General features: G+C 59.8%; 13 protein-coding genes. 12 read left to right on the top strand and 1 reads right to left on the bottom strand.

Translation table 11 applies throughout. The features are described 5' to 3' along the window. Positions 1-194: 194 nt before the first annotated feature. Entirely contained in the window at positions 195-1,319 is a 1,125-nt protein-coding gene (locus KZH41_RS06495) for a polysaccharide deacetylase family protein (RefSeq protein ID WP_263274543.1), read from the bottom strand. A gap of 132 nt (positions 1,320-1,451) precedes the next feature. Here KZH41_RS06495 and yaaA point away from each other — a divergent pair, with 132 nt between their 5' ends. From yaaA to KZH41_RS06435, 12 genes are all read left to right on the top strand, one after another. After that, complete coding sequence (gene yaaA, locus KZH41_RS06490) at positions 1,452-2,231, top strand: peroxide stress protein YaaA (protein ID WP_094952164.1); 780 nt, start codon at positions 1,452-1,454, stop codon at positions 2,229-2,231. A 902-nt stretch (positions 2,232-3,133) separates the two neighbouring features. After that, positions 3,134-4,450 (top strand): nucleotide sugar dehydrogenase, encoded by a 1,317-nt coding sequence (locus tag KZH41_RS06485; RefSeq protein WP_094952169.1) that lies wholly within the window; start codon positions 3,134-3,136, stop codon positions 4,448-4,450. Positions 4,451-4,533: 83 nt separating this feature from the next. Then, positions 4,534-6,015 carry a mannuronan synthase gene (alg8, locus tag KZH41_RS06480; RefSeq protein WP_263274542.1) on the top strand — a complete coding sequence of 494 codons (1,482 nt, stop codon included), beginning with the start codon at positions 4,534-4,536 and terminating at the stop codon, positions 6,013-6,015. A gap of 37 nt (positions 6,016-6,052) precedes the next feature. Beyond that, on the top strand, positions 6,053-7,219 hold the full coding sequence (locus tag KZH41_RS06475) for an alginate biosynthesis protein Alg44 (protein WP_094952162.1): 1,167 nt from the start codon (positions 6,053-6,055) through the stop codon (positions 7,217-7,219). Between the two features lie 92 nt (positions 7,220-7,311). Beyond that, positions 7,312-8,751 carry an alginate biosynthesis TPR repeat lipoprotein AlgK gene (algK, locus tag KZH41_RS06470; protein ID WP_371917698.1) on the top strand — a complete coding sequence of 480 codons (1,440 nt, stop codon included), beginning with the start codon at positions 7,312-7,314 and terminating at the stop codon, positions 8,749-8,751. After that, positions 8,748-10,235, top strand: a complete 1,488-nt coding sequence (locus KZH41_RS06465; protein WP_094952161.1) for an alginate export family protein — start codon at positions 8,748-8,750, stop codon at positions 10,233-10,235. Before algK ends, KZH41_RS06465 begins: the two co-directional genes overlap by 4 nt. After that, positions 10,235-11,824: a mannuronan 5-epimerase AlgG gene (gene algG / locus KZH41_RS06460; protein ID WP_094952160.1), complete on the top strand. Its 1,590-nt coding sequence runs from the start codon at positions 10,235-10,237 to the stop codon at positions 11,822-11,824. Before KZH41_RS06465 ends, algG begins: the two co-directional genes overlap by 1 nt. 11 nt (positions 11,825-11,835) lie before the next feature. After that, positions 11,836-13,281 carry an alginate O-acetyltransferase gene (locus tag KZH41_RS06455; RefSeq protein WP_094952167.1) on the top strand — a complete coding sequence of 482 codons (1,446 nt, stop codon included), beginning with the start codon at positions 11,836-11,838 and terminating at the stop codon, positions 13,279-13,281. 24 nt (positions 13,282-13,305) lie between these two features. Continuing rightward, positions 13,306-14,415, top strand: a complete 1,110-nt coding sequence (locus KZH41_RS06450; RefSeq protein ID WP_094952159.1) for a mannuronate-specific alginate lyase — start codon at positions 13,306-13,308, stop codon at positions 14,413-14,415. Between the two features lie 240 nt (positions 14,416-14,655). Then, positions 14,656-16,188: an MBOAT family O-acyltransferase gene (locus KZH41_RS06445; protein ID WP_094952158.1), complete on the top strand. Its 1,533-nt coding sequence runs from the start codon at positions 14,656-14,658 to the stop codon at positions 16,186-16,188. Between the two features lie 11 nt (positions 16,189-16,199). Continuing rightward, positions 16,200-17,384: an alginate O-acetyltransferase gene (locus tag KZH41_RS06440; RefSeq protein WP_242154540.1), complete on the top strand. Its 1,185-nt coding sequence runs from the start codon at positions 16,200-16,202 to the stop codon at positions 17,382-17,384. A gap of 16 nt (positions 17,385-17,400) precedes the next feature. After that, the gene (locus KZH41_RS06435) at positions 17,401-18,054 is read left to right on the top strand and encodes an alginate O-acetyltransferase AlgF (RefSeq protein WP_094952156.1); all 654 of its coding nucleotides are present in this window, start codon (positions 17,401-17,403) and stop codon (positions 18,052-18,054) included. Positions 18,055-18,076: the final 22 nt, after the last annotated feature.

Here is an 18,076-nt window from a genome sequence, read left to right as displayed (position 1 = left end):
TTCGTAATACCGCAAAAACCATGACAGGAAAAAGCACTTTGACGCTTTTTTGAAGTTTATTTTTCAGGATGACGAATAGCACTAGCCGAGTGCCAGCCACCCCGTTAAAGTCGGAAGTCCGCCTGCATCGAAATGTCGCACAAAATCACCCCCGAAACGCCTCATCCCCAACAGGGCCGGGCATTTGCGCTTTTTCAGCGAAACGCCTCCCGGCAGTCCTGCCAACCCAGCCCACTTTGCGCCGTTGCCTGCAGCAACATCGGTAATGCGACCCGCGCCTTGTCCTGGGTGTCGTGAAACACAATCACGCCTTTGCGCCACAACAGCATCAGTGTCAGCACCCGCTGCGCCGACTCATCAGCCTTGAGTTTGCCGGGCTCGTCCTGGGAGTCGATATCCCATAGCGCTACCTGCAAACCTTGCGACTGGAAGAAGCCCTGGCTGTCGGCGCGACGCTGGCCGTATGGCGGGCGGAACAGCGGCACGTAGTTTTCCGGCATCAGGTTCTGCGCCAGCGCGGCACTGCGGGTGATCGAGCTTTGCCAGTCGACCCAATGGCTGTGGGAACGGTATTGCCAACCTTGGGTGCCCACGCACTGGCCTTGGTAGAGCGCCTGCACATCGGCGGCGGAACTGCGTTCTACGCGGGTTTGCAGGCTGCTGCCGAGGGCGAAGAAGGTGGCGTCCATCTTCTGCTTGCGCAGGTAGTCGGTGAGCCAGTCGGTATGGCCGCTGACCGGCGCGGGGCCGCCGTCGAAGGTGAGCAAGAACAGGCGGTCGTTGAATTCGTCGCCATTGCGTTCGTGGTCGCCGAAACGGGCGATTTCGCTGCTGATCTGTGGGAACAGTGCGGCTTTGCGCAGGAGTTCGTCCAGGTAGCGTTCGTGGAAGTTATGGCTGGGGCCAGCCCAGCCGATGTAGAAAGAGTTGTCGCTGACCTGGAATTTGCCGGCTTGCTCGCGCAGGTCGTCCATGCTTTCGACCAGGTAGCAGAATGAGGCGTCTTCTTCGCAGCTTTGCTGGGCGAAGGTGTAGTTTTCCAGCAGGCGCTGCCAGAGCTGGCGACGCAGGTCGTCGATGGCCGCCAGGTTGATGATCTTCAGGCCCAGGCGTTGCTTGAGTGCGGCTTCGTCCTGGGCTTCGCTGGCGATCAAGCTGTGGGCGAACATCAGGATTTCGGCGCGTGAGGCGACGTCGAACAGCGCGGGGCTGCTGAGTTTTTCTGGCCAGGTGGTGCGGTCCAGGCTGGCTACATCAACCGGCGCCGCGTTGGCGGTCAGGCATAACAGGCAAGCAGATAATAAAAGCGCGATTCGCACCTAGGGTCTCCCTCTCCAGAGTCACCGCCCATCATAGCGGATCGCGCCTATCGCCATCATAGGTGGAGTCAAACCGCCCCAACCCCTAGAATCCCGCCCACGCTACACGCCACGATTACAGGAGCCAACCTCATGCTGATGGTGATTTCCCCCGCCAAAACCCTCGACTTCGAGTCCAAGCCGGTAACCCCGCGCTTCACCCAGCCGCAGTACCTCGACCACTCCCAGGAGCTGATCGAACAACTGCGTGAACTGAGCCCAGCCCAAATCAGCGACCTGATGCACGTCTCCGACAAGATCGGCGGCCTCAACGCCGCGCGCTTCGGCAGCTGGAACCCCGCTTTCACACCGGAGAACGCCAAGCAGGCCCTGCTGGCCTTCAAGGGTGACGTCTACACCGGCCTCAACGCCGAAACCTTCAGTGACGCCGACTTCACCTACGCCCAGGACCACCTGCGCATGCTCTCCGGCCTGTACGGTCTGCTGCGCCCGCTGGACCTGATGATGCCGTACCGCCTCGAGATGGGCACCAAACTGCCCAATGCCCGTGGCAAAGACCTCTACGCCTTCTGGGGCACTCGCATCAGCGAGTGGCTCAACGAAGCCCTCGCCGAGCAAGGCGATGACGTACTGCTCAACCTGGCCTCCAACGAGTACTTCTCGGCAGTCAAACGCACGGCCCTGAACGCGCGGATCATCAACACCGAGTTCAAAGACCTGAAGAACGGCCAGTACAAGATCATCAGCTTCTACGCCAAAAAAGCGCGGGGCATGATGAGCCGCTTTGTGATCGAAGAGCGCATCAACGACCCAGCCAAGCTCAAGCAGTTCGATGTGCAGGGTTATCGCTTCAATGCCGAGCAGTCCAAGCCGGATAACCTGGTGTTCCTACGCGATCACGCGCCGGAATAAGGCCCTGCACCCGCCTCACAGACGCTAAAAAACCAATGTGGGAGCTAGCTTGCCTGCGATTACGGTGTTTCAGTCAGAGATAAGTCGACTGATACTCCGTCATCGCAGGCAAGCCAGCTCCCACATTTTCGTTCGCATTCGATAACTGTAATCGTCATTTATTTGGCGCCAAAAAACATACTGACGAATTCCTAACGAATCTTTCACTCGACATTTCTCTTTTTTTTTCGTAGTGGCACCCATTTTTTAAAACACTAGTGGCACAAAACTATCCCGTCGCACCAACTCCCTATAACTACTGGCCCAAATAGCAAGTGCTATCAGTATAGTACCAGTGCCATCTTTTCTAATATTTCAAGAAATTTCCGGAAACAGGATGAGCGGCTAGGAACTTCACCCCAAAGCACTGCTCATACCACCGGTAACGAAATTCTCTGTTGCTGTAAGAGATGACTTACATGACCGACCAACGGAAGTAGCAAAGTTGTCATATTGAACTTTGACTCAGGAGTCATATTACCAACCGATTAGTTAATAGCGGCGATAAGGATGAATCGCCAGCAACTACAAGGCCAAGGCTCAGCTTCCCCTAATGGGTCAGCGAGATAACCCAAGGCATTGATACTTAAAGGCTAATTGCCTCAATCGATGCCCTGCGGCGCTGGCGCCAAGCCCTTCCCCTAGGAAGGCTGGCTGCATTTCAGGGCAAGTGCCAATAACAAGGCCACGTTTCGCACAACTTGAGTGCACTCGTTAGTCACTCGTTATTTAACATGCCTGCACACGGTAAGTCGGCGTCTATTCGCCCAACTTTCGCGGCATCAGTGACGCTTGCAAACATGAACTCCAGCCATCTAATTGGCATGATTAATATCGTCTTCAATGACAAAGAGGTAAATGCGATGCGCATCAGCATATTTGGTCTCGGTTACGTTGGCGCAGTCTGTGCCGGTTGCCTGTCTGCCCGTGGCCATGAAGTGGTCGGCGTAGACATCTCCAAGGAAAAGATTGACCTGATCAATGCGGGCAAATCGCCAATCGTTGAACCGGGTCTGGGTGAACTGTTGAGCCAGGGTATTGAAACCGGCCGACTGCGCGGCACGACCAACTTCGCCGAGGCCATCCGCGACACCGACCTGTCGATGATTTGCGTCGGTACGCCGAGCAAGAAAAACGGCGACCTGGAACTCAACTACATCGAATCGGTATGCCGCGAGATCGGTTTTGTCCTGCGTGACAAAGCCACCCGCCACACCATCGTAGTGCGCAGCACCGTGTTGCCAGGCACCGTGGCCAATGTGGTGATCCCGATCCTCGAAGACTGCTCCGGCAAGAAAGCCGGCGTCGACTTCGGCGTCGCGGTCAACCCGGAATTCCTGCGTGAATCCACCGCCATCGCCGACTACGACCTGCCACCGATGACCGTCATCGGCGAGTTCGACAAAGCCTCCGGTGATGTCTTGCAGTCGCTGTACGAAGAACTCGACGCACCGATCATCCGCAAGGACATCGCCGTTGCCGAAATGATCAAGTACACCTGCAACGTGTGGCACGCCACCAAAGTCACCTTCGCCAACGAAATCGGCAACATCGCCAAGGCCGTCGGCGTCGATGGTCGCGAAGTGATGGAAGTGGTCTGCCAGGATAAAACCCTCAACCTGTCGCAGTACTACATGCGCCCAGGCTTCGCGTTCGGCGGCTCGTGCCTGCCCAAAGACGTGCGTGCCCTGACCTACCGCGCAAGCACCTTGGACGTGGAAGCGCCGCTGCTCAACTCGCTGATGCGCAGCAACGAGTCCCAGGTGCAAAACGCCTTCGACATCGTCGCCGGCCACGACAAACGCAAAGTCGCCCTGTTGGGCCTGAGCTTCAAGGCCGGCACCGACGACCTGCGCGAAAGCCCATTGGTGGAGCTGGCGGAAATGCTGATCGGCAAGGGTTTCGACCTGAGCATCTACGACAGCAACGTCGAGTACGCCCGTGTCCACGGCGCGAACAAAGACTACATCGAAGGCAAGATCCCGCATGTGTCGTCCCTGCTCAACTCGGACTTCGATGATGTGATCAACAACTCCGACGTGATCATCCTCGGCAACCGAGATGAGAAGTTCCGTGCCCTGGCGCAGAACGCGCCGCACGGCAAGCAAGTCATCGACCTGGTGGGCTTCATGTCCAAGGCTACCAGTACGACAGGCCGCACCGAAGGCATTTGCTGGTAACAGCAACGGCAAGTTTCAGGCTGCAAGCGTACCCATCCCCAGCGCTTGCAGCCTGGAGCCTTCTTCACCTTCGGATGACGCTTATGTCCAAGTTAAAACACGTACTGCTCCAATCCGCCGGCTGGCTGTTCTTTCTGAGCCTGCTGATGGGACTCGCCCTGCTGTTACCGGCGAGTACGTTCGACTCCGAGTCGAAGAATTTTATTTTCCTGATTGGCGCCGTCGGTATCTGGCGCTACTCGATGGGTGCTACGCATTTCTTTCGCGGCATGCTGTTCCTGTACGTGGTCTACCCGCACCTGCGCCGTAAAGTGCGCAAGCTGGGCAAGTCGGCGGACCCCTCCCATGTGTTCCTGATGGTGACCAGTTTTCGTATTGACGCGCTGACCACCGCGCAGGTCTACGGCTCAGTGATCCGCGAGGCCATCGAATGCGGCTTCCCCACCACCGTGGTCTGCTCGCTGGTGGAAATGTCCGATGAGCTGCTGGTGAAAAGCCTGTGGGAACGCATGAACCCACCGGAACACGTGAAGCTCGATTTCGTGCGCATTGCCGGCACCGGTAAGCGCGACGGCCTGGCCTTTGGTTTCCGCGCCATCTCCCGCCACCTGCCGGATGACCGTGCCGTGGTTGCGGTGATCGATGGCGACACCGTGCTCGCCGAAGGCGTGGTGCGCAAGACCGTGCCGTGGTTCCAACTGTTCGGCAATGTCGGCGGCCTGACCACCAACGAGTTCTGCGAAGTGCGCGGCGGCTACATCATGAGCGAATGGCACAAGCTGCGCTTCGCCCAGCGTCACATCAACATGTGCTCCATGGCCCTGTCCAAACGCGTGCTGACCATGACCGGGCGCATGTCGGTGTTCCGTGCCAGCGTGGTCACCGACCCGGGCTTTATCGCCGATGTGGAAAGCGACTCGCTGCAACACTGGCGCCTGGGCCGCTTCAAGTTCTTGACCGGTGATGACAAGTCCAGCTGGTTCAGCCTGATGCGCCTGGGTTACGACACTTTCTACGTGCCGGATGCCGCGATCAATACCGTGGAACACCCGCCGGAAAAGAGCTTTATCAAAGCCAGCCGCAAGCTGATGTTCCGCTGGTACGGCAACAACCTGCGTCAGAACTCCCGTGCCCTGGGCCTGGGTGTGCGCCGGCTCGGCCTGTTCACCAGCGTGGTGCTGTTCGATCAGCGCGTGTCGATGTGGACCTCGCTGCTCGGCCTGACCGTGGCCGTCATCGCCACCTTCAAATACGGCGGCGCGTTCATCCTCGCGTACCTGCTGTGGATCGGCATCACTCGCCTGATCCTGACCCTGCTGCTGTCGTGCTCCGGTCACAAGATCGGCCCGGCTTACCCGGTGATTCTCTATTACAACCAGATCATGGGCGCGCTGGTGAAGATCTACGTGTTCTTCCGCCTTGATCAACAGTCCTGGACCCGCCAGGACACCAAACTGACCCGCGATTTGGCCAGCTTTCAACGTTGGTTCAACACCTGGTCGTCTCGGACCATGACCTTCTCCGCCGGCAGCATTTTCGTCGCCGTGTTGCTGATGATGGTCTGACCCTGCCAAGCCTGAATTAACTAGGAACTAAAGCACCATGAATAGCCAAGTAAACGCCAATGTTGTCCACGAATCCGAAGCCCAGCGCCAACATGCCCGGGTCAAAATCCCGGCCAAGCTGCGCTTTTTCAACACCGACCGCACCCAGACCGAAGCACGGGTGATCGACCTGTCTGCCGGCGGCCTGGCGTTCACCGCCACCCAGCCGTTGACCGTCGGTGAAGTGCACAAAGGCCGCCTGCAATTCGTCATCGATAACCTCGGCCTGGCGATGGATGTCGAGCTGCAGATTCGCTCCTACGACCGCCAGACTGGCCGTACCGGTTGCCAGTTCCAGAACCTCGACGCCCAAGATATTTCCACCCTGCGCCACTTGATCACCTCGCACTTGTCCGGCGACATCGTGACCATGGGCGACGTGCTGGCGACCCTGCAACGTGACAACTTCACCAAGGCGCGCAAGGTTAAGGACGGCGGCAGCAACATGAGCGCCGCGGGCCGCTTGCGCGCCGTGGTGTTCAGCGCAGGTATCTTCATCGTCGGCCTGGCAGCCTTCGGTTTCATCTTCAAATCGGTGTACGGCATGTACTTCGTCAGCCATGCCCAGGCTGGCCTCGTCAGCGTACCCGGCATGAACGTGACCATGCCGCGCGACGGCACCGTGCAAAGCCTGCTCAAAGGTGACGCGGTCGCCGCCAAAGGCGCACCACTGGCGACCTTCAGCACCAGCATGCTCGATGTGCTCAAGGGCCACCTGGACGAAGAGCAGCTGCAACCGGCCAAGGTGGAAGAGCTGTTCGGCAAGCAAATGACCGGCACCCTAACCTCCCCATGCGATTGCATCGTCGCCCAGCAACTGGTCGCCGACGGCCAGTACGCCAGCAAGGGCGATGTGATTTTCCAACTGGTGCCACGCGGCAGCCTGGCCAACGTGGAAGCGCGCTTCACCTACCGCCAGTTCGCCGACGTTCGCCCAGGTACACAGGTGAACTTCCAGATCGCCGACGAAGAACAGATCCGCACCGGCACCATCGTCAGCAGCACCAGCCTGAACAGCGCCGACCTGTCCTCCGACATCCGCGTGCAAATCAAGCCGGATGCCCCGCTGGACAGCACCTACGCCGGCCGCCCGGTAGAAGTGACCAGCGACCGTGGCCCATCGCTGAACTGGCTGATCGATAAAGCCATGGCTCACGGTCTGTAAGCGAGGACATGCCTGTGAACCCTATTTCAAAAACAGCACTGACCCATGTGGGAGCCGGGCTTGCCCGCGATGCAGGCGACTCGGTTTTTCAGATGCACCGAGGTGAGCCCATCGCAGGCAAGCCAGCTCCCACACAGAGCAGATCGCACTTCGCCGCAGCCTACTGCGCGCTGGCACTGGCAGTTTCTTTGGCCGGTTGCGCCGGCCTGCCCGACCAGCGCCTGGCCAACGAAGCCCTCAAGCGTGGCGACACCGTCACCGCCCAGCAGAACTACCAGCAGCTGGCGGACCTGGGTTACAGCGAGGCCCAAGTAGGCCTGGCCGATATCCAGGTGACCACCCGCGACCCCGAGCAAATCCGCCAAGCCGAAGCCACTTACCGCGCGGCCGCCGATACCTCGCCACGGGCCCAAGCCCGCCTGGGTCGCCTGTTGGTGGCCAAGCCGGGTGCCACCGAGGCCGAGCAGCACGAGGCTGAAGGTTTGCTGAAAAAAGCCTTTGCCAATGGCGAAGGCAACACCCTGATCCCGCTGGCCATGCTGTACCTGCAATACCCGCACAGCTTCCCCAACGTGAATGCCCAGCAGCAGATCACCAAATGGCAAGCAGCGGGTTACCCGGAAGCAGGTCTAGCCCAGGTGCTGCTGTATCGCACCCAGGACACCTACGACCAGCACTTGGATGATGTAGAGCGCATCTGCAAGGCCGCGCTGAACACCACCGACATCTGCTACGTCGAGCTGGCCACGGTCTACCAGAAAAAAGCCGAGCCGGAAAAACAGGCCGAACTGCTCAAGCAAATGGAAGCAGGCTACAGCCGTGGCACCGTCACCGCCCAGCGTGTTGATAGCGTTGCGCGTGTCTTGGGCGATGCGACCCTGGGCAAGACCGATGAAAAAACCGCGCAAGCCCTGCTGGAAAAAATCGCCCCCGGCTACCCCGCTTCCTGGGTCAGCCTGGCGCAACTGCTCTACGACTTCCCCGAACTGGGCGACGTCGACCAGATGATGAAATACCTGGACAACGGCCGCGCCGCCGACCAGCCGCGCGCCGAGCTATTGCTGGGCAAGCTCTACTACGAAGGCAAGTGGGTGCCGGCAGACGCCAAGGCCGCCGAAGCGCATTTCGAAAAAGCCGTGGGCAAGGAAGTCGCCGCCGATTACTACCTCGGCCAGATCTACCGCCGTGGCTACCTGGGCAAGGTCTACTCGCAAAAAGCCCTCGACCACTTGCTGACCGCTGCGCGCAACGGCCAGAACAGCGCCGACTTCGCCATCGCGCAATTGTTTTCCCAAGGCAAGGGCACCAAGCCCGACCCATTGAACGCCTACGTCTTCAGCCAGTTGGCGAAAGCCCAGGACACGCCAGAGGCCAATGACTTGGCCACGCAGCTCGAAGCCCCGCTCACGCCAGAGCAACGCGCCGAAGGCCAACGCCTGGTGCAACAGGAGCTGGCGACACGCGGCACCCTGGCCCAGAGCACGCTGCAACTGCACGCCCTGCAAGAAGAAGACGGCGAGGAATCCCTATGAAGCTCAACCCATTCGTCAAGGCCGGCATCGGCCTGACCTTCGCCCTGCTGTGGTCGTGCCCGACCCTGGCCGCGCTGACCGAAGCCAAGAACTTCGGCCTGGAAGTCAAAGCCACCGCGCAGTCCGAAGATGACCGCGACCTCGGTACCCAGAAAGGCGGCGACGTCAACGGTATCGGCCTCGACCTGCGCCCGTGGGTCTACGGCGAAAGTGGCGCGTGGAGCGCCTACGCCATGGGCCAGGCGGTCGTGTCGAGCGACATCATCGAGACCGACCCCCTGCAACAATCGGCCGATGACGAAAATCAGCAAACCACCAACAACGACCGCAAGTCCAAGAAAAACTACCTGGCCATGCGCGAGTTCTGGGTCGGCTACAGCGGTTTCACGCCTTACCCGGGCGAGCTGCTCAAGCTGGGTCGCCAACGCCTGCGCAATGACGACGGCCAATGGCGCGACACCAATATCGAAGCGCTGAACTGGACCTTCGACACCACCCTGCTCAAGGCCAATGTCGGCGTTGCCGAACGCTTCAGCGAATACCGCACCGACCTCAAGGAGCTGTCGCCCAAGGACAAGGACCGCCAGCACCTCTACGCCGACGCCGCCTACCAGTGGACGCCCGGCCAGTGGATCGGCCTGCGCGCCCACCACACCCATGACGACGGCAAGCTCGACTACCCGGAACCGGGCGTGGCCACCGACTCGTTGGACAAACGCGAAAACGGCGACCTGACCTGGCTCGGCATCGAAGCCAACAGCGACGCCTACAACTGGCGCAACACCAACACGGTCAATTACTGGGCCAGCGTCACCGGCATGAGAGGCGACCGCAACACGGTCAACGCCTTGAACGCCGACGGCTCACGTCCGACAGAAGCCAAGCGCAGCGATGACGTGAGTGGCTGGGCTACCGACCTGGGTATCCGCCTGCGTCTGGATCCGCAGTGGCAAGTCGGCGCGGCTTATTCGCGTGCGAGTGCCAACTACGAGCAGAACGGCCTGCAGAGCAACCGTTCGAACTGGACCGGCACCCAGTCCCGCGTGCACCGCTTCGGCGAAGCGTTTCGCGGCGAGATGAACAACGTGCAGTCCATGAGCCTGTTCGGTTCCTGGCAACTGCGCGAGGACTATGACGCCAGCCTGGTCTATCACAAGTTCTGGCGCGTCGACGGCAACAAGCCGGTGGGCAGCAACGGTATCGATGCCGTGCAGAACAACACCGACGACGTGACCGGCGCGATCCTGTCCAGCACTTCCCTGCCGCTTGAAGACGGCAAGAAAGACTTGGGCCAGGAGATGGACGTGGTAGTCACCAAGTACTTCAAGAAAGGCCTGCTGCCGGCCGCGCTGAGCCAGTCGATCGACGAACCGTCGGCCCTGGTGCGCTTCCGGGCGGGTGTGTTCAAGCCGGGTGATGCCTATGGCAGCCAGGTCGACTCGTACATGCACCGCGCGTTTGTCGACGTGATCTGGAAATTCTGATGGGAGCCTGCGCAATGAACCCTCAAGCCCTCAAAGGCTCGGTCAGCCTGCTGGTCGCAGCCATGCTGCTGGCCAGCACTTCGGCCTTTGCCGACGGTGCGGCGGTGAAGGCGCCGACCATCGCCAAAGAACTGCAACAGGCCAAGACCTACACCATTTCCAGCCCGCCAACCGCGCCGCTGGAAATGGCTAAACCGGCCCTGCCGGACCTGTCGGGCTACACCGCCGCAGCGATGGAAAAGAAGATCGTCAGAAGCAAGACGGGCAAAGTCAGCATCCGACGCATGATGCAGGAAGACGCCCTCAAGGACTTCATCGGCGGCGACAACAAGATGGCCGAATGGGTGGTTCGCCAGCACGGCATTCCCCAGGCGATCTTTGTCGACGACGGCTACATGAACCTCAAGGACCTGCTCGGCAAAGTGCCCAAGCAGTACCTCAGCGAAACCTCGCCGGGTGTGTTCCTGGCCAAGTTGCCGATCGTGGTCGGGCGCAAGGGCATCCTCGAAATCGACAAGAAGACTCAGGAGTTGCGCCTGTCACAACAAGCCGGCTCGTTCCTGATCAACGACGGCCAGCTGTTTGTGCGTGACACCAAGATCACCGGCTGGAACGAAAAAACCAATGGCCCGGCGCTGTTCCAGTCGCCCAAGGAATTCCGCCCGTTCCTGCTGGCCTGGGGCGGTACCGAGACCTACGTCGCCAACAGCAAGATGGCCAGCTTCGGCTATGCCAACAGTAAGTCGTACGGGGTGAGTATTTCCCAGTACACGCCGAACATGGCCAAGGTGCTCAAGCGCCCTGAGCCGACCGGTTGGATCATCGATTCCGAGTTCTCGGACATGTGGTACGGCTTCTACTGCTACGAAACCACAGGTTTTGTGCTCAAGGGCAATACCTACAAAGACAACATCGTCTACGGCATTGACCCGCACGACCGTTCCCACGGCCTGATCATCGCCGACAACACCGTCTACGGCACCAAGAAGAAGCACGGCATCATCATTTCCCGGGAAGTGAACGACAGCTTTATCTTCAACAACCGCAGCTACGACAACAAGCTCTCGGGCCTAGTGATCGACCGTAACAGCGTGAACAACCTGATCGCCGACAACGAGATTTACCGCAACCACACCGACGGCATCACGCTCTATGAGAGCGGCGACAACCTGCTGTGGGGCAACAAAGTGATCGCCAACCGTCGCCACGGCATTCGCATCCGTAACAGCGTGAACATTCGCCTGTACGAAAACACCTCGATGGCCAACGGCCTGACCGGCGTGTACGGCCACATCAAGGATTTGACCGACACCGACCGCGACATCGCCCTCGACCCGTTCGACGCCAAGGTCTCGCTGATCGTGGTTGGCGGTGAGCTTGCCGGTAACGGCAGCGGGCCGCTGTCGATCGATTCGCCATTGAGTGTCGAACTGTATCGCGTGTCGATGCTGGCGCCGACCAAATCCAGCGGCATCAGCTTCAACGGCGTGCTGGGTGATCGGCAGGAAGAAATTCTCGACCTGTTGGTGCGCCAACAGAAAGCCGTGCTGATCGACCCTGTCGAACGCCAGACCGAAATGCAGGACTGAGGATGACCCTTATGCACCCACACATGATCAAACTGCTGAGCCTCTCGGGTCTGACCCTCGGCCTGCTGGCGGCCAGCCAAGGCGTACGCGCCGACGAAATCAAGGCGCCGACCTTCACTGCCGAACCGTGCTGCAGCCTGTGCCCGGCTGCCCACGACGCGAAAAACTACACCACGCGTTACCAGCAGAACTTCACCACTCTGGTGCAAGCCCAGGGCGACTGGCTGTTCCGTACCCAGGAAGACCTGCGCACCGAATTCGACACCAGCCCCGCCGGCTACAAACGCATGCAACAGCTGCACGATGCGTTCAAGGCCAAGGGCGTGGAGCTGGTGGTGGTGTACCAGCCGACCCGTGGCCTGGTAAACCGCAACAAGCTCAACCCCGACGAGAAAGCCAAGTTCGATTTCGACAAGGCGCTGGGCAACTACAAGACCATGCTCGGCCGTTTCGCCAAGATGGGTTACGTGGTGCCGGACCTGTCGCCGCTCACCAATGAGCAACTGCCGGATGAACTGCCGGCCCACGATTTCTACTTCCGTGGCGACCAACACTGGACGCCATACGGTGCCCAGCGCACGGCGAAAATCGTCGGTGCCAAAGTGCGTGCCATGCCCGAGTACGCCGAGATTCCCAAGCGCGAATTCGAGACCAAGCGCTCGGGCCGCATGGGCAAGACCGGCACCCTGCACAACATGGCCGGGCAACTGTGCGGCACCAGCTACGCGATCCAGTACATGGACCAGTTCACCACCGAGCCCAAGGGCGAAGCGGGCGACGGCGACCTGTTCAGCGATTCGGGCAACCCGCAGATCACCCTGGTGGGCACCAGCCACAGTGGCAAGAACTACAACTTCGCCGGTTTCCTCGAACAGGAAATCGGTGCCGACATCCTCAACGTCGCCTTTCCTGGCGGTGGCCTCGAAGGTTCGATGATCCAGTACCTGGGCAGCGAAGAATTCCAGAAAACCCCGCCAAAGATTCTGATCTGGGAGTTCTCGCCGCTGTATCGCCTCGACCAGGAGACCATCTACCGCCAGATGATGTCGCTGCTCGACAACGGCTGCGAAGGCAAGACTGCGCAGATGACCGCCAGCACGACGTTGAAACCCGGCAAGAACGAATTGCTGGTTAACAGTTCGAACAAAGACCTGCGCAACGCCAACCATCAGGTTGATATCCGCTTCGCCGACCCGTCGGTGAAAACCCTGCAAGCCACCCTCTGGTACATGAACGGGCGCCACGAGGACATCAAGATCGAGAAACCCGAAACATCCGACACAGACGGGCGTTTCGCCTTTGAACTGCGCACCGATGAAGACTGGGCCTCGCAGAACTTGCTGGCCGTGGAAGTACAAGGCCCCGAAGCGGGCGCTGCCGCGCAGAAAGTCGAAGCGAAAATTTGCACACGCAACGTATTCCCGGCCAGCGGTCAACAGACCGCTTCAAGGCCGTGAAATAAGCGCGCAATGAGGTTACCTATGCAGAAGTTATTGATTCCATCGTTGCTGGGCCTGGCGATCTTCGCCGGCGCAGCCAACGCCGCCGCCCCGCTGCGTCCGCCTCAGGGCTACTTCGCACCGATCGAAGCGTTCAAGACCGGCGACTTCAAAAATGACTGCGACGCCATGCCGGCGCCGTACACCGGCTCGCTGCAATTTCGCAGCAAGTACGAAGGTTCGGACAAAGCCCGTTCCACCCTGAATGTGCAATCCGAAAAAGCCTTTCGCGACAGCACCGCCGACATCACCAAGCTGGAAAAAGACACCAGCAAGCGCGTGATGCAGTTCATGCGCGACGGTCGCCCGCAGCAGCTGGAATGCACGCTCAATTGGCTTACGAGCTGGGCCAAGGCGGATGCGTTGATGTCCAAGGACTTCAACCACACCGGTAAGTCCATGCGCAAATGGGCGCTGGGCAGCATGGCTTCGGCCTATGTGCGACTGAAGTTCTCCGACTCGCACCCGCTGGCCAACCACCAGCAGGAATCGCAGTTGATCGAAGCCTGGTTCAGCAAAATGGCCGATCAGGTCGTCAGCGATTGGGACAACCTGCCGCTGGAAAAAACCAACAACCACTCCTACTGGGCCGCCTGGTCGGTGATGGCCACGTCCGTCGCCGTCAACCGCCGTGACCTGTTTGATTGGGCGGTGAAGGAATACAAGGTCGGCGCCAACCAGGTCGATGACCAGGGCTTTTTGCCGAATGAATTGAAGCGCCAGCAACGGGCTTTGTCGTACCACAACTACGCACTGCCGCCGCTGTCGATGATCGCCAGTTTTGCCTTGGTCAACGGTGTGGATCTGCGCCAGGAAAACAACGGCGCGTTGAAACGCCTGGGCGACAAAGTGCTGGCCGGGGTCAAAGACCCGGAGATCTTCGAGAAGAAGAACGGTAAAGAGCAGGACATGAAGGACCTCAAGGAGGACATGAAATTCGCCTGGCTTGAGCCCTTCTGCACCCTCTACACCTGCGCCCCGGATGTGATCGAGCGCAAGCACGGCATGCAGCCGTTCAAGACCTTCCGGCTGGGCGGTGACCTGACCAAGGTCTACGACCCGACGCATGAAAAAGGCAACAAAGGCAACTGATACACAGCTCCCACACCTGGACTCGGTCCAAAAGTGGGCGCTGGCTTTATGTGGGAGCTGGCTTGCCTGCGATGCAGACACCTCGGTGATTCAGACAAATCGAGTTGATCCCATCGCGGGCAAGCCCGGCTCCCACACAAGCCAGCTCCCACACTGAAACGTGTACACCCTCCCGAATTTGATGGGGGGTTTGGGGGGGCCGTTGGCCCTTGACTGTCTGTTAAACATGGAGAGATCGGGATGGTTTTCTCGTCCAATGTGTTCCTGTTTCTGTTCTTGCCGATCTTTCTCGGCTTGTATTACTGGAGCGGGCAACGCTATCGCAACCTGCTGCTGCTACTGGCCAGCTATGTGTTCTACGCCTGGTGGCGAGTGGACTTCCTGGCGCTGTTCGCCGCCGTCACGCTGTGGAATTACTGGATCGGCCTCAAGGTCGGTGCGGCCGGCGTGCGCACCAAGCCGGCTCAACGCTGGCTGCTGCTCGGCGTGGCAGTCGACCTGTGCATCCTCGGCTACTTCAAGTACGCCAACTTCGGCGTCGACAGCATCAACGTGATGATGAAGTCGGCGGGCCTGGAGCCGTTCATTCTCACTCACGTGCTGTTGCCGATCGGGATCTCGTTCTACATCTTCGAGTCCATCAGCTACATCATCGACGTGTACCGCGGCGACACCCCGGCCACCCGTAACCTCATCGACTTTGCGGCGTTCGTGGCGATCTTCCCGCACTTGATTGCCGGCCCCGTGTTGCGCTTTCGCGACCTGGCCGACCAGTTCAACAACCGCACGCACACCCTCGACAAATTCTCCGAGGGCTGCACGCGGTTCATGCAGGGTTTCATCAAGAAAGTCTTCATCGCCGACACCCTGGCGGTGGTGGCCGACCATTGCTTTGCCCTGCAAAATCCGACCACGGGCGATGCGTGGCTCGGCGCGCTGGCCTACACCGCGCAGCTGTACTTCGACTTCTCCGGCTACAGCGACATGGCCATTGGTTTGGGCTTGATGATGGGTTTCCGCTTCATGGAAAACTTCAAACAGCCGTACATCAGCCAGTCGATCACCGAGTTCTGGCGCCGCTGGCACATCAGCTTGTCGACCTGGCTGCGTGACTACCTGTACATCACCCTGGGCGGCAACCGTAAAGGCACGCTGACCACCTACCGCAACCTGTTCCTGACCATGCTGCTCGGTGGCCTGTGGCACGGTGCGAACATCACCTACATCGTGTGGGGCGCCTGGCACGGCATGTGGCTGGCGATTGAAAAAGCCATCGGCCTCAACACCGCGCCGCGCAGTTTCAACGTGGTGCGCTGGGCCTTCACCTTCCTGCTGGTGGTGATGGGCTGGGTGATCTTCCGCTCGGAGAACCTGCACGTCGCCGGCCGTATGTACGGTGCGATGTTCAGCTTTGGCGAGTGGTCACTGTCGGAGCTCAACCGCGCCAACCTCACTGGCCTGCAAGTGGCAACCCTGGTGGTGGCGTACGCAACGCTGGCGTTCTTCGGCCTGCGCGACTTCTACACCAACCGCCCTGCCGAGAAAGCGAAGCCGGCCGACCCGAGCCTGATCAAGGCCGTGCCGGGTGACAACCCGGACAGCATCCACCAGCCAGGTTTCACCGTCGGCCAGGACGCCGCCGTGCAACCGGCTTACTGGACCGCTGACTGGCCACGCTACGCCATGCGCGCTGCGGTACTGCTGCTGTTTGTGGCATCGATCTTGAAACTGTCGGCGCAGAGCTTCTCGCCGTTCCTTTACTTCCAATTCTGAGGGAGCCGACCATGACCCGTTCATTCCGCGTCCTCTATATCGCGCTGTTCCTACTGGTGCTGCTGGCCCTGGGCGCCTGGTCGATGCGCAGCTTCTTCGGCTTCAGCACCAATGCCGACGCGACGGTGCTCAACGGCCGCTGGACCAAGGCCGTCGAGACCCACTACGACGACCAGTTCCCGATCAAGCGTATCGGCACCAACCTGTGGGCGGCGCTGGACTACAAGCTGTTCAACGAAGGCCGCCCTGGCGTGGTGCTGGGCCGCGATCACTGGCTGTACAGCGACGAGGAGTTCAACCCCGCCGTCAATGAAGACCAGAACCTTGAGGGCAACTACGCGCTGGTCGAAGGCGTACGCCAGAAACTCAAGGCCCAGGGCATTCAATTGGTGATGGCGATTGTGCCGGCCAAGGTGCGCTTGTACCCAGAACACTTGGGCGAAGTGAAACCAGCGAGCATCCACGCCAACCTGTACCAGGACTTCCACGCCCGTGTCGCCGCCGACAAGATCATCGCCCCTGACCTGCTTGGGCCCCTGCAACAGGCCAAGCTGGGCGGCCAGCAAGTGTTCCTGCGTACCGACACCCACTGGACGCCGGACGGCGCCGAAATCGCTGCCAAGCAATTGGCCAAGGTGATTAGTGAAAAGACTCCGCTCAGTGGCGAGCCACAGCGCTTTGTCACCGAAGCTGAAAAGACCGAACCGCACAAAGGCGACCTGCGTCTGTTCCTGCCGCTGGACCCGCTGTTTGAAAACCTGATGCCGCCCAAAGAACCGCTGCAAAAACGCGTGACGCATTTGGCTGAAAACAAAGGCGACGACGCGCTGTTCAGCAACAGCGAAACCCCGGTGGCACTGGTCGGCACCAGCTACAGCGCCAACCCTAACTGGAACTTCGTCGGCGCGCTCAAGCAAGCCTTGCACAGCGATGTCATCAACTACTCCGAAGACGGCCACGGCCCGATTCTGCCGATGCTCAGCTACCTGAAAAGCGACGACTTCAAGAACAGCCCGCCACAGGTGCTGATCTGGGAGTTTCCTGAACGTTATCTGCCCGTCAACAACGAAATCGGTGACGCCGACCCGCAGTGGGTTGCGCAGCTTAAAAAAGCCGGTTCGCGCCAACAGAACATGGCACTGAATACACCCGCTAAACACCAAAAATCCGAGACGCCCGACCGGGCGCAAAACTGAAAGAGAGGTAACTCACATGACTTTCACTACTACTGCGCGTCATCTCGCTAAGACTCTGGCCCTGGCTGCCGGTATGAGCTTGGTATCCCTGTCCGCCTTCGCCGGTGACGCTGCCTTGTACGGCCCTGTCGCACCGAAAGGCTCAAGCTTCGTACGTGTCTACAACGCATCCAACCAAGAAGTGAGCGCCACCGTCGGCGCGACCAACCTGAGCGACGTTGCGCCACTGGCCAGCAGTGACTTCAGCTTCATGCCCGGCGGCGACTACAGCGCCAAGGTCGGCAGCCAGACCGTGCCGGTCAAACTCGCCGCCGACCACTACTACACCCTGGTCAACAGTGGCAGCGGCCAGCCGCAACTGATCGAAGAACCGCCGTTCAAGAACAAGCAGAAATCCCTGGTACGCGTGCAGAACCTCAGCGACAAGGCCCTGACCCTGAAAACCGCCGACGGCAAGACCGACGTGGTCAAGTCGGTGGCCGCCAAAGGCCGTGGCGAGCGTGAAATCAACCCGGTGAAGGTGAGCCTGGCGTTGTATGACGGCGACAAGAAAGTCGGTGATGTGAAGCCGGTTGCGTTGGAACGTGGTGAAGCGGCGGTGCTGTATGTGACCGGTTCTGGTTCGAGCATTTCGCCAGTCTGGGTCAAGCGCCCAGTGTCGACCCGCTGATTAGCTTTTGAAATTGACGCTC

The sequence above is a fragment of the Pseudomonas sp. YeP6b genome (assembly GCF_025642995.1).
Lineage (GTDB): Bacteria > Pseudomonadota > Gammaproteobacteria > Pseudomonadales > Pseudomonadaceae > Aquipseudomonas.
Note: the sequence above shows the minus strand (reverse complement) of the source record. Positions and strands in the feature narration are given on the sequence as shown.

Bases quoted from the DNA above. Each gene is read 5' to 3' on its own strand.
- KZH41_RS06450 (WP_094952159.1), top strand. From the start codon at position 13,306: ATGCAGAAGTTATTGATTCCATCGTTGCTGGGCCTGGCGATCTTCGCC.
- KZH41_RS06475 (WP_094952162.1), top strand. From the start codon at position 6,053: ATGAATAGCCAAGTAAACGCCAATGTTGTCCACGAATCCGAAGCCCAG.
- KZH41_RS06465 (WP_094952161.1), top strand. From the start codon at position 8,748: ATGAAGCTCAACCCATTCGTCAAGGCCGGCATCGGCCTGACCTTCGCC.
- KZH41_RS06485 (WP_094952169.1), top strand. From the start codon at position 3,134: ATGCGCATCAGCATATTTGGTCTCGGTTACGTTGGCGCAGTCTGTGCC.
- KZH41_RS06455 (WP_094952167.1), top strand. From the start codon at position 11,836: ATGCACCCACACATGATCAAACTGCTGAGCCTCTCGGGTCTGACCCTC.
- yaaA (WP_094952164.1), top strand. From the start codon at position 1,452: ATGCTGATGGTGATTTCCCCCGCCAAAACCCTCGACTTCGAGTCCAAG.
- KZH41_RS06435 (WP_094952156.1), top strand. From the start codon at position 17,401: ATGACTTTCACTACTACTGCGCGTCATCTCGCTAAGACTCTGGCCCTG.
- algG (WP_094952160.1), top strand. From the start codon at position 10,235: ATGGGAGCCTGCGCAATGAACCCTCAAGCCCTCAAAGGCTCGGTCAGC.
- algK (WP_371917698.1), top strand. From the start codon at position 7,312: ATGCACCGAGGTGAGCCCATCGCAGGCAAGCCAGCTCCCACACAGAGC.
- alg8 (WP_263274542.1), top strand. From the start codon at position 4,534: ATGTCCAAGTTAAAACACGTACTGCTCCAATCCGCCGGCTGGCTGTTC.
- KZH41_RS06440 (WP_242154540.1), top strand. From the start codon at position 16,200: ATGACCCGTTCATTCCGCGTCCTCTATATCGCGCTGTTCCTACTGGTG.
- KZH41_RS06445 (WP_094952158.1), top strand. From the start codon at position 14,656: ATGGTTTTCTCGTCCAATGTGTTCCTGTTTCTGTTCTTGCCGATCTTT.